General features: G+C 40.1%; 9 protein-coding genes. All 9 read right to left on the reverse strand.

The window, feature by feature from the left end:
* Window positions 1–828: 828 nt before the first annotated feature.
* Window positions 829–2298 (reverse strand): neutral/alkaline non-lysosomal ceramidase N-terminal domain-containing protein, encoded by a 1470-nt coding sequence (locus tag ADICYQ_RS18430; protein ID WP_081652393.1) that lies wholly within the window; start codon window positions 2296–2298, stop codon window positions 829–831.
* A 43-nt stretch (window positions 2299–2341) separates the two neighbouring features.
* Window positions 2342–3829 (reverse strand): neutral/alkaline non-lysosomal ceramidase N-terminal domain-containing protein, encoded by a 1488-nt coding sequence (locus ADICYQ_RS18435; RefSeq protein WP_020892013.1) that lies wholly within the window; start codon window positions 3827–3829, stop codon window positions 2342–2344.
* A 57-nt stretch (window positions 3830–3886) separates the two neighbouring features.
* Window positions 3887–5257 (reverse strand): N,N-dimethylformamidase beta subunit family domain-containing protein, encoded by a 1371-nt coding sequence (locus ADICYQ_RS18440; RefSeq protein ID WP_200861907.1) that lies wholly within the window; start codon window positions 5255–5257, stop codon window positions 3887–3889.
* The gene (locus ADICYQ_RS27820; protein WP_020892015.1) at window positions 5254–5421 is read right to left on the reverse strand and encodes a twin-arginine translocation signal domain-containing protein; all 168 of its coding nucleotides are present in this window, start codon (window positions 5419–5421) and stop codon (window positions 5254–5256) included. The genes ADICYQ_RS18440 and ADICYQ_RS27820 overlap by 4 nt, the downstream gene beginning before the upstream one ends.
* Window positions 5422–5496: 75 nt before the next feature.
* Window positions 5497–6999, reverse strand: a complete 1503-nt coding sequence (locus tag ADICYQ_RS18445; protein WP_020892016.1) for an Alkaline ceramidase domain protein — start codon at window positions 6997–6999, stop codon at window positions 5497–5499.
* A 189-nt stretch (window positions 7000–7188) separates the two neighbouring features.
* Window positions 7189–8691, reverse strand: a complete 1503-nt coding sequence (locus ADICYQ_RS18450) for a hypothetical protein (protein WP_051160277.1) — start codon at window positions 8689–8691, stop codon at window positions 7189–7191.
* Window positions 8692–9183: 492 nt separating this feature from the next.
* Window positions 9184–12351, reverse strand: coding sequence for a CheR family methyltransferase (locus tag ADICYQ_RS18455; RefSeq protein ID WP_020892019.1), 3168 nt, complete (start codon window positions 12349–12351; stop codon window positions 9184–9186).
* 262 nt (window positions 12352–12613) lie between these two features.
* On the reverse strand, window positions 12614–13021 hold the full coding sequence (locus ADICYQ_RS18460) for a response regulator (RefSeq protein ID WP_020892020.1): 408 nt from the start codon (window positions 13019–13021) through the stop codon (window positions 12614–12616).
* Window positions 13018–13194 (reverse strand): ATP-binding protein, encoded by a 177-nt coding sequence (locus ADICYQ_RS26875; protein ID WP_020892021.1) that lies wholly within the window; start codon window positions 13192–13194, stop codon window positions 13018–13020. Before ADICYQ_RS26875 ends, ADICYQ_RS18460 begins: the two co-directional genes overlap by 4 nt.
* Window position 13195 lies beyond the last annotated feature (1 nt).

The following is a 13195-nucleotide window of genomic DNA, read 5'->3' on the forward strand; positions in this document are numbered from 1 at the left end:
TCGCAACCCACGGGCAGGAGAAATGACACTACTCTCAACACTGAAGGTGTTGAACAAACCCTTACGAGGACTCGTTCAACCCGCTCCGGGGTTGAGAAATTATTGGAGTATTCGATGTCCACGGGTTCCACCCGTGGTTATTGTTGTTGAAGCCCCCCAGGCTTCCTTCGGTTTCTTAGCAAATGCGATGACTTTATAACTTTGCCAAGCTTGCTAAACCTCAATACGAATTAGCAGTTAATTGTGCTCATGAATTTTCTGGAAACACATTCACTTTAGTAAAATCCAATGTCTTTAAAAACCGTGTGAATCTGCTATAACGAGAGATTGCCACACCCTTCCCCCATTCAGCCCAACCCAAAAGGGTTCGCAATGACGGTCATGATTAATATTTTCATTTGCTTTATTGTAAACCCCAGACCTGAAGGGTCTGAACAATAATAGCCGTGGGTGGCAACCCACGGGCAGGAGAAATGACACTACTCTCAACACTGAAGGTGTTGAACAAACCCTTACGAGGACTCGTTCAACCCGCTCCGGGGTTGGGGAATTATTGGAATATTCGATGTCCACGGGTTCCTCCCGTGGCTATTGTTGTTGAAGCCCTCCAGGCTTCCTTCCGTTTCTTAGCAATTGCGATGTGATGATCAAAATCATATGACAAACTAACCTTCCCTATCCCTGTACGAAAAACCCCAGACCTGTTATCTGGTTTAAACCCGGTTCCTGAGCGGAGCCGAAGGAGTAGGTATGACGGATACGTTAACCTATGGCTTCGACTCCGCTCAGCCGCCGGCATATTGCTGATATGACTAAATTACATCCTCTTTACGAATCCACAGACCTTGTATCTTTTACCAGCTGCTGCACACTTGCTGCGATCTTGTCTTCCACATCTCCTCGCCATCTCCAAGCTGGGTGTCCGTATTCATCCAGATGTGATCCACCTTCGTATCCACCCTCCTCCCAAACACGCTGGGAAGGAATATAGGCTGCCATATAATTCGCATAACCACAAACCCAGGTTTTCTCAGGAAACTCCTTCTTAAACCTGAGGGAATAATCTACTACTGCTTCTCCTCCAATTCCTAAAAACAAAAGCTCATCCCCCATTTTCCAAGCTTGCGTGGGATAGGGATAGCTGGTTGCGAAGGTTTCACCGTTTTCAATTTTAGCAATCATCCGCTTGGCCCACCTCGCTTGAAGGGGACTTTTGCCAGCAGCTATAGGTTTTAGTTTTTCTAAAGTCACCATTTCTTCAAAGGCCAGGTCCACAAAATTAAAAGAGGTGCTTAGCCGGGAAGAAATTTTTTCCAAAGGATTATCTAGTGCTTCCTCCACAGCAGTGGAAAGCATGTCTCCATATTTCTCACACAGTGCTAGCTCTCTTCTAGGCAAAGGATTCTGATCTCCTCCACAGGCATTGAAAAACATGGCTGCTGTCCCTGGGAATTTATTTTCTAAAGCTATCTGCGCAAAACCAGGATAATCACCACACCAGGTGTTGAAATCCAATGTGGTGGGATGACAGGCATATCCAAAAAGCAAGGCTAAATTATGACCTCCTGGGCCTTTGGCGACAAGAACAGGTACCTCATGGTCCACTGCTCCTTTTAAAGGTATGCCTTTGGCTAATAAATCCGGTACTTCCGATTCCTTATTGTCCCTCCTATTGACTGCAAAAGAACAATTGCCTCCACCTGAAAACAACTCACAGTCTTGCCAGTTATTGAGTGCTTCATCAATGGCGGCTATCAACTGCGCCTCCATCCATAAGGTATATTCTTTCACCTCTTTTTTCTGTTGGGCATCACTGGGATAATAGTCCACCAAGTCATCTTCCAAACAGGGCGCACAATGGTTATGCGAAAAAGTCAACATGAACTGAGAGCGATCCAAATGGAATTGTTTCGCTACCTTCTTGAAAACACGCTCATAGATGGTTTTGGACATGCCCATATGATCGGTGGTTACCATTACCACCCTTTTACCTGACGCGTCTTTTAGCGCAATTACTTTGGCCCATAAATCATGGATTTTGCCATAAGCAACTCTTTTCGTACCATAGCCAGCCAACCAAACGTCATTTTGAGGTGTAATCAAGGCTTTGGCAATGCCTATTTGCCATTGGTATTCGCCAACTTTGGCTAAATTTTCATTCTTATTTGGATCAACCAAAACTCCTTCAAGCCCTCCATTCATTGCTAAAACAGATGTGGACAGCAAACCCAATGTTCCTGTAGCCACCGTCCCGATGAACTTTCGTCTGTCCAATGTTACTTTGCTTTTATCGTGCATAGGAAACGCTTTTTATATGGTCTTTCAGCATGCTGAATTTTTATTATTTCTGGTGAATTTCCTGCAGCAATGCTATAGCAGTATCTGCTAGCATTTCTCCCCCTCCAGGAGCAAGTCTTGAATTGATGGTTTCATATCCTCCACGGGTAAATGCTTCTTTGGTGGGGACATAAGCGATATGACTGTGAGTCAGTTCAACTACAATGGTATTTTTATAAGGAGAATTTTCCTTGATGGCCAAGCCTAAATCTACAAACACCTCGCCAGGAAGCCCTACAATGGCCAGGTCTTCGCTTATTTGAAACACCTGCACCTCCAATGGAATTCTCCAGGGTTGGTCTCCAATTGCAGGTGGTACCGCTTCTGTTCTCCTCATTCTCTCAAGAGACCTGATTTTTAAACGTCTTCTTCTTTCCAAAAAAGCCGTTTCTTCATAAAGTGGAGAAGTCCCAGCTTCCTGAATGGCCCATTCTAATTCCTCAGGATTAAAGTGTTGGATGGGAACATAAATGACTTTAGCTATTGCCTTTAGGTCTGTCCCATTGACTTTCTGGAATTTATTGGGTTTTTGTAAGATTGCCGAGGAGAGGATATCTCCTATTTCTGATGAACTTTTCACTTCTTCTTTGGTACCAGAAACATCTATATGGTTGATATTGCCACAAGCTCCAGCTGCAAAGAGCGATACAAAATCTTCGTGGTAGTTGCTTTGTAGGTTCTTGGCCAAAAACCCTGGGTAATCGGCACTAAAAGCCGTTCCACCAAAGGTATCTGCATGCAATGAAAAATTAGAAACAGTCCCTATTGGGTGTTTGTCTTTCTTCCTTTGTATCATCACAACTGCCAATTCTGGATCTGTAGGTCCTTCCACTTCCCTAATAGATGGATTGCGTCTACCTGGATTGGTGATCAACTTTCCATTTTTCATGATAAACCGCCTGTTAAAGGCCAGGTCATTTACTTCTTCACCAAACACTTCCAGTACTACTTCTTCCCTTTGCTCATATGCTTTAATCACCGCATTTACGATACCATCCTCCAATTCCTGGGGATAGGAATCTTCTTTGCCAGTATCATGTTGCTGATCAAATGGAGGTCTTAGAGTCCCTGTTAGCTCTCTGATATTGGGATGATAAGCTGGGCTGGTATGGGAGTGAGTTCCCGCTATTATAATGTTTTGAAAAGGTATGCCGGTTTCGGCTTCAATTCGCATCCTCGCCTTTACGGACAGGTCTCTTTCAACCCATAAAAGATCTCCTACCACTAAAGCCACTTTTTCGTCCTGTTGCTCAAATACCACTGCTTTAGCAAACAATGGATCGTGTGCCCCTGTACTCGGCCCTCTATAATGAGGGTAACCCGCTTCTGATGGTGTGATTTCAATTTCCATCATTCCAGATTTTAAACTCGGTTGCTGTGCATTTACATTATGTGCCACGGCCAATCCAGAAAGTATAATTCCAGCTGTGAAGACTAAAAGTTTAAAGCGGTGCACCGGGCCATTTTTGCTATTGCCTGCCTTTGATGTCATGATTTATGGGATAAAATATTTTCTTATTGGTAAATTAAAATTAAACGAACTACCTTTTTATGACTTAATGGCTTTTCCTAACAAATTATGGGTGATTTTTTGGACCCTTGGATCAGGTCCGTGGGGTCTACTGTAATGAGACCATGGCAAAGTATGCCCGGGAGGGCTGCTCAATCCCATCCCCCAGAAAATGGTAGCGGCATTAAAAATAAAATTTCCTTTTGGTCCTGGGTAAATGACAGACTGGTAAGGACAAGGGTTATCGCCACCTTGCCAGGCCAATCCTTCAGCAACAACCTCCAGCCCTTCAATGTCAGCGGCATTGGCATGATACTCCCAACCTATAAGGCCTGGAATCGTATCTCCTTCCTTCATCCCTGTCCCTTTAAAGATCCAGTGGTCAGGTTTTTTCACTGTCCAATCCCCTCCACCATTAATAGGCTCTGTATTCCTCACTCCCATTAGCAAACCTTCATCAGGTCCTCTTTCAGGAAAAGGACCATTTAGTTTCTCCCTTAACACTGCATAATCATTGTTGGCACCATAGGGCCCTCCTCTAAATATTCTACGGTTAGGTTGGCCTGCTTCGCTTGCCGTATAAGGAGTCACCCAACAAATAGAATTTCCAGAGAAAAACAACAAATTCACCCCCTTAGCCTTTAGGGTCTCTACACTTCTAAACTGTCGAATGTCCCAATATTCATCATGTCCTATGCTTAAAAAAGCTTTGGCTTTGAGCCCTCTATCAGGGGTCAATAGATCTACATTGGAACAATAACTCACATCATATCCATGCTCCTCCAGAAAATAGGCAAAAGGCATTTCAAAAGAAATAAACTCTCCCGAACCAAAAGAAAGCGGGTCGTTTACAATGCCTTCATACTGCCCCTGACGAGCATAAGGCCTATCAAAGCTTACCTTTGCCCAGGGGCCTTGGTTTCCTTTTGGATGAGTATAAATGGAATAGTTATTAGGCCATTTGTTATACGCCTGCCAGGTATTGTCGGAGCATTGAAACAATAGGTCCGTCTCGCGCTCATCCTTGACAATAAAAATAATATAACTCTCCCAGTAGGGTTCTCTCGGGCTTTTAGGCAAAGTGCGGAGTTTACCCAAATAAACCCCACTCAACCAATCTTCAGGGATAGTCAAACTGTTGGAAACCTCCCAGGTACATTCATGGATATTCATGTCTCCGGGCGTAGGAGTTACTTGACGTTTGCCTTTTAAGGGCCCTGTCTTTTTCATCCACCTGCCACCAGTCCCATTGTAATAACCAGTCCGGTAAAAATCAATCTGATAATCCTCTTCAGGATCTACAGACACCATGATATCCAACGTTTCTCCAGCCATAATACTTTGTCTGGAACAATACCCTTCTATAAGAGCAGATCGGTATTTTTTATCGTCAGGCCTTACTCTGGTCAACTGCCAGGAGGTGGTCCCCTCCTTTTTGTTTTCCTCTTGTATAAGGTTTTTCGTTTCGCAGCAGTTTCAGAAAAACCTTTGGTAGTGCCCAGTGCCAAAGCGATTCCACTTCCAGCACTTAATTTTATTGCATCTCTTCGGGTGAGTTTATTATTCTTAGCCATTGTTAGTGTTTAATGGTATTACTTATCTTATGATTTTAAGAAGATCTTTTTTAATCGATGTAATTCCCGGATTACTTATCTTGAAGTTAAGGCCGAAGATTTCAACTGCTCTAAAAGCTCAAGTAAATTACTGGTAATCACATTTGAAGCATTTACTTCCAGGTAACTGGACCGTGCCCTCCAGGTTTCATAACCACCCCAAGCATGATGTTTTGGTGTTGGTAAATAGCCATTGTATCCATTTGCGAGCGAAATGCAAAAAGTTTGTTTAAAAGGACTTTTCGCTTTAATCTCTAAGCCTATTTCTACAAATACCTCACAGGGAACAGCCGTTATAGCTAAATCTCCTATTTGAACAGCTTGAAGAATCAATTGCTTCTGATCCGGAAAGTCATTGAGAAAAATAGCTTCACGAGCATACAGCTCATCTCTCGAAAATGAACCATCTGATTTGGCAGCCGCTAAAATATTATTGGCCCTTTTTAATTCTTTGGCATCCGCTTTCCTGACACCCAGAGATATTTCCTTTTGAACAATTGCCAATGGCACCCAATCGTGGTAGGTAATGTCTTGGTAAACCTTGTAAGCCTCTGCTGCTACAGTATTGGCAACGATAGCCATTTTCTCATACGGTTTCATGGGCTTTGGAGCACTTCCACCAAAATTGATATTGTTAATATCTCCACTGGTACCATTGGTCATGATACCCACAAAATCAGGTGTTTGACGGTCTGCTCCTACCAATTCTCCAATGCGGTTGGCAAACATTGCAAAATAATCAGCAGATATTTCCCCACTTTTTGTACCCCCTACATAATGCAAAGAATAATTGGCTAAAATAGCTATAGTTCTACCCTCAACGGACTTAACGGAAATGATAGGCACTTCAGAATCAATTGGTCCTGCAGGCCCTACAAGGTCTGGATTTTCAAATCCTGGGTTCATTCTTACTTTATCTTCACCACCAAAAGGATTGGTAAAAGTAATGCCCTCTTTCAATTTCCATCGACGGTTAAATACTTCGCTGGGCTCCTGTCCTACTCCCCATCCAATTCTTGCAGGCTCCAGATTATTATTGGCCCTGATGATGGCATCAGCTGTGCGTTCCTCCAAAAAGATCAAATAATCCGGATCTGGCTCACTTTGCCATACGGAGCAGGCCGTACCCCCTGAGTGGGTATGGATCGCTGAGATCAACATGTTTTCAATTGGAATTCCAGTAAATTTATTGGCCCTTTTTTTGGCATTGTCTAGGGTCTCCCTATGAACCACGCAGAGGTCTAAAGTGACCATCGCAATTTTCGTGTTTCCATCATCTAAAACCAAGCTTCTGGCATGGGTATCATCATGAATATGCCGAACAGTATCATCCTTAAAATTACCATTTATTGAGGTCCCTACTTTAGGAGTGATTACACTCAAAGCTGCTCCACCTTTAAATGTCCTATCGCTCTTCGTTTCCTGTGCGGATAGCCTCCCAATTCCCAATGCTAGAAACAACAATAAAAGACAGGAGACTGGAAGTCCTGAGACAAGCTTTCGCTTTGATTTCAATTTGTTATCCATTTTTTCACTCATAATGATTAGGTTGTTAGTGGTGGTGGTCTTCAAGAAATTATCGGCTTATGTATAAAGGTTTGTACTAAAATAGCTAAAGAAGTAATCCAATTTAGAGCAGTAACTCAATTACATCTATTTGGTGGTTTTGTTATGCTGGGGCATGAATGAAATAACACCGTTTTTATCCGGTGTTATTTCCCAGGTAATTTACCTTGAAGTTATGGCTGAAGATTTCAATTGATCCAAAAGTCCTAATAAATTGGAGGTAATTACATTGGAAGCATTTACTTCCAGGTAACTTGATCTTGCTCTCCAGGTTTCGTATCCACCCCATTCATGGTGTTGAGGTGTCGGTAAATAACCATTGTAACCATTTGCCAAAGAAATACTGAAAGTTTGTCCAAACGGACTTTTCTCTTTTATTTCCAAACCTATCTCAACAAAAACTTCACAGGGAACTGCTGTAATAGCCAAATCACCTATTTGAAAGGCCTGGAGGATAAGGTCCTTTTTATCAGGATAATCATTGAGGAAAACGGTTTCTCTTGCATAAAGCTCATCTCTATTAAGCAATTTCTCTCCTTCAACTTCGGCTAAAATCTTTTTGGCACGTTTTAATTCCGCTGCATCAGGTTTCCTTACGCCAAGTCTCACTTCCGTTTGTGCGCTTGCCAATGGTACCCAATCGTGGTAGGTAATGTCTTGATAAACTTTATAAGCCTCAGCTGCTACAGTATTTGCAACAATCTCCATTTTTTCATAAGGTTGCATTTTCTTAGGAGCGGTTCCTCCAAAATTAATATTATTGATATCTCCACTAGTACCATTTGTCATGATACCCACAAAGCCAGGGTTCTTATGGTCTGCCCCTATCATTTGACCAATGCTATTGGCAAACATTCCGAAATAATCTGCAGAAATATCTCCACTTTTAGTACCTCCCACATAATGCAAGGAATAGTTAGCAAGTATCGCAATGGGGACACCATCAATTGATTGAACAGAAACAATGGGCACCTCTGAATCAATTGGTCCTGCAGGCCCTACAAGGTCTGGATTTTCAAATCCTGGGTTCATTCTTACTTTATCTTCACCACCAAAAGGATTGGTAAAAGTAATGCCGTCTTTCATTTTCCATCGTCGGTTAAATACTTCACTCGGTTCGTGACCTACTCCCCAACCAATTTTCGCCGGCTCCAGGTTGTTATTGGCCCTGATGATGGCATCAGCAGCTCGCTCTTCCAAAAAGACCAGGTAGTCAGGATCAGGAGTACTGCCGAACACAGCGCAAGCTGTGCCTCCAGAATGGGTATGGATCGCTGAAATCAACATGTTTTCTACAGGGATGTCAGTATATTCTGCAGCTCTCTTTTTAGCCTTGTCTAATGTTTCCCTGTAGACCATGCAAAGGTCCAGGGTTACAATGGCAATTTTGGTTTGCCCATCATCCAATACCAATCCTCTGGCATGGGTATCATCATGAATATTTTGCGTAAAACCTTCCTGAAAATTACCGTTTATTGAGGTGCCAATTTTTGGTGTAATTACACTTAGGGCGGCACCTGCTCTAAACTCCTTATCGGCATTTGTTCCTTGAGCGGATAGCTTCCCCATCCCCATTAATAGAAACAACATTAAAAAACAAGAAACTGGAAGCCCAGTGAAAAGCTTTTGCTTTAATTTCAATATGTTAAACTTTCTCTCAATCATAATAAAGTGGTCGTTATTGGTGTTTTTCTTAATGAAATATCTGAATTTTATAAAAAGCTTTACCCAAAAGAGCTACAGAATTAATTCAACTATGGCTGGAACAATTAATTTTGAGGAATCAAATTGGCACTGGCTTCTTTAGTACCCAAAATAGCCAAAATATGATTAAAAAGTGACCCAATTTATTTTTTTGGGCTCAATATTATTTTAATGCGATGTTTTGGGGATAGCCAGTTATATTAAATTGATTTTGGCTATTTATGCCTTATTTTGTTTAACTGGGATTTGAAGAAATTGATAAATCACATTGTAAAGCTTACAGTCTCTAAACAATTATTAAAAAGCAACCTTTCGGTTAAATAAAACAATAACCCTCAATGAATTGGATAATCATTGATCGATAATCACAAGCTTTTTTAATAGCAATATTTACATAACATGAGTCCGAGGCAAGATCACCTTAAAAACGGACTAAATCGTTTCAGGAACGATTTATTGCTTGAAATACACCTTAAAAATCGTACCCTTTCCCAATTCACTTTCCACCTCAATTTTCCCTCCGGAATTGGTTATTATTCGATCTACCAAGTAAAGGCCTATTCCACTTCCTTCCACATGATTGTGTTTGCGGCTGAACTTCAAAAAAATATCATTTATATTATTTGGGTCAAGCCCCAAACCATTGTCCTGAACTGATAAAATTATATACTCGTCCGATTGTTCTGTTTTAATGGTCAATTCAAGATCACGGTCAGGAGACCTGTATTTCAGTGAATTGCTCAATAAATTGAAAATAATGCTTCTCAAATTCTTTTTAGAGAATGTAATTTCTGGCACCTGTAAGTCAATATTTATTTTTCCCTTGGCTTCAGTAAGTTTGTCCTTAATACTTAACTTTACTTCTTCAAATAGCTTGTTTACGTTTATTAACTCAACTTCATTGATTTCATTTTCAATTCTAACGATAACTGATAGCTCATTAATTGTTTCTTTGAGTTTGGATATTGCTACACCGATCAAATCAGCTATTTCATTTACACTTATGCCTTCCGGATCATGCGCTTCTTTTAAAAAATCAATAAGCCCACTGATATTGGCAAGCGGGCTTTTCAGATCATGGGAAGCAGAATAAATAAAATTGCCCTGGTCTTCATTGATCTTGTAAAGTTTTTCCTGCACCATTTTTAATTCAGTTATGTCATTAAAGGTAATGACAACACCATCATTTTGATTGTCCTGTTGCCGGACATATGGCATTATGATCATTTGATACCACCTATCGTCTACAGTTTGAATTTCCTTATCGCATACTTTGGAGGTGGCAATTACTTCATTTATGTCCTCTAGCAGATTAGCAAACTTTATATTGGTGGAAATATCACTAAGTGACCTCCCCACATCACTTTCTTTAAGGTTAACGTGTTTTACGGATGAGGGTGTGAATTTCCTTACGACAAGCTTCTTATCAACAAAGAGTTGACCGATTGTAGTGCTTTTAAAATAATTGTTTAAATCATCATTCAGTTCGGCCAGCTCCTTAATTTTAAACTGGTATTCGTTATTAACTGTTTGCAATTCTTCATTTACAGATTGAAGTTCCTCATTGGTACTTTGCATCTCCTCATTGCTCGATATTAATTCTTCTCCGTAAGAGGAAATATTGTCTTGGGAAACATCGAGGGAATCATTTGCCAATTTGAGTTGCCGCTTCGTTTCTGCAAGTTCAATTCTCAAATCTCCCAGGTAGCTTTGTGTATGTTTTTCAATTTGAAAGTGTTCAGCCTCATTTTCATCCTCATTTGTCTCTATTCCCTCACTAAATAGCACTAGACTAACAGCATTTATTAAAGTAGGATCAGCCGAAATGGGAACTACAAAAACATTTACCGATTGTGTTGTTTTGTCTTTTTTAAATTTAACCTCTTTTAAAAGCACCTTCTTGTTTATTTCCTGGGACTTCCTCAAAGTGGTTGAAGTAGCTATAGAAAGTTCCTCCGGTAACATTTCAAGTAAATTAAAATTAAAAAGTTTGGGGAGCAGGTATTTTTCGTAGTTGCCTAAAGATTGGACAATCATAAAATCGCTGTCCACACAAATAGCTGCCTCATAACCAGACACCTCCAGAAATGTTTGATTGATGCTTTCAGATAGAATGTTTGCTAGCACCGCTTTTGGCCTCCTTGAATCAAGTGCCGGGTTTACCCTTTGAGGATTCAAGGCAGGGGTATTATAAGTGGTGTCTCTTAAATTAAGGGCTGGCGCCCTACTTTTATAAATTTTCCATTTCTTATCTATCTCCTGGAAAGATTTTTTCAATTCTCCCAGGCTTTCACTGGGACCAATAAATAAATACCCACCCAAATTAAGGCAGAAATGAATGGAGGCCAGAATCCTCTTTTGCAAAATAGGATTCATATAGATCAACAAATTCCGACAGCTAATCAAATCTATTTTTCCATAAGGAGGCTGTTTCACAATGTCATGGTCCGCAAAAATAACCATTTTCCTTATATTGCCCCGTACTGTATACGTATTTTCGTTTTTAATAAAAAACTTATCCAACCGCTCTTCAGATACATCGGAGGCTATTGAGGCGGCATATACTCCCTTAGACGCATGACGCAGTGCCGATTTGTCTATATCACTTGCAAAAATTTTCACCTCAAGATCTTTTTTGAGTAAGGTCAGGTGTTCCCTTATCAATATAGCCATAGAATAGGCCTCTTCACCAGTAGCGCATCCTACCACCCAAACCTTCAGCGAATCCACAACCAATTTACTTTGGATAATTTCTGGAATAACCTTCTCACTTAATATTTCAAAGGCTTCTTTATCTCTAAAAAATTTAGTAACACTAATTAGAAATTGTTGTGCCAGTATAGCTATTTCGGGTGGATTCGCTTTTAAAAATACCAAATAGGCTTCCAGGGTTGTCACCTTATGGTAAGCCATTTGTATGGCTATCCTTCTTAAAATGGTTGGGCGCTTATAATCGGTAAAATCCAGTGGTGTTTGTTGCTCGATAAGGTCAAGAATATCGTCCAAAGCCAAAACATCATTGTCAGTCAATTCCACAAAATTGTTAACCAACTGATCCCTTTTCAAATAAGCAATGATCTCATTAGGAATTAACTCTGGCGCAAGAATTACATCAGCATTACCTGACTGAATTGCGCTTGTAGGCATACCGTTAAATTTAGCGCTAACAGGGTCCTGCACAATCACCATTCCTCCGAATTTTTTTATGGCGGCTATTCCTTTTGTTCCATCGGAGCCCGCACCTGAGAGGATAACAGCAATACTTTTATCACGTTGATCTTCTGCCAATGAATTTAAAAATATATCTATGGCCATATTGGGTTGAATGGCATAGCTATCTGTCATTATTAACCTCCGATGCTGGATGGTCATATTTTTACCCTTGGGCATCAAATAAACGCAATTTGGCTTAATGTCCATATCATTCTCAGCCACAAAAATTTTTAATTTGCTATGTTTGGCAAGTAGTTCTGCCATAAAGCTTCTGTGATCTGGAGAAAGGTGTTGGATAATCACATAAGACACACCGTCTTCGGGTGTATGGTCAAAAAGCAAATGAATCGCCTCCATACCACCGGCTGAGGCTCCTATGGCAATTATATACATTTCATTTTTGTCCATAGGTGATTTTTATCTTTGGTAAGAAGACAGCAATTAGCTATTTTCAAAGTAAAACAATATTATAAAATATCAGGTAAAAATAAAATTTAATAAGGGGAACCTTTCCTTATTTTTACATTTATATTGAATTAATTGTTTTTAACATGTTATTCCACAAAAAAGAATAAATTAACCTGATTCTATAATGAATACCAAGGGTTACTATTCCTTAATCCCAAAAATCACAATAGCACTTCTATTATGAGAGGGCGTCAATGAAATCTCAACTAGCAAAATTATTTTCCTTGTATACTGTTTCTATTGCCTTTAGGGTGATGGGTTTTACAAGGTATTCCTTAATATACTTATTATTGGCTGAAAAATCTATATCCTTGCTATCTACTGAAGACGAAAGAATGTAAATCGTAATTTGGTCTTTAATTTTTTGGTCAAGTAAATTGAAATTTTCAAGAAAATCCCATCCACTCATAATTGGCATAATAATATCCAAAAACAAAACAGTTGGCTTTGGCGAATTATTGGAATAGGCTTCCTCCAAATATCGAAAACATTCCTTAGCCAATATGAAATCTACTATTTCTATTTCTGGCGATACCCGCTTGATATAAAGCTTACAAAGGAAGTTGTTCACTGCATCATTATCAATTAGAATAAAACGTCCTGAATTCATATCGGAAATTGAATAATAAACGAGGTACCTTTATTTACTTCACTTTCTATTTTGATTTTCCCTCCTAAAGTTTCTACCTGTGTTTTTGTCATAAATAGTCCAATCCCTCTCCCTTCAGTATCTTCATGAAATCGTTTGTATAAACCAAAAATCTGGTCAGCTTCCTTCTTCATA

Source organism: Cyclobacterium qasimii M12-11B, assembly GCF_000427295.1.
GTDB lineage: Bacteria > Bacteroidota > Bacteroidia > Cytophagales > Cyclobacteriaceae > Cyclobacterium > Cyclobacterium qasimii.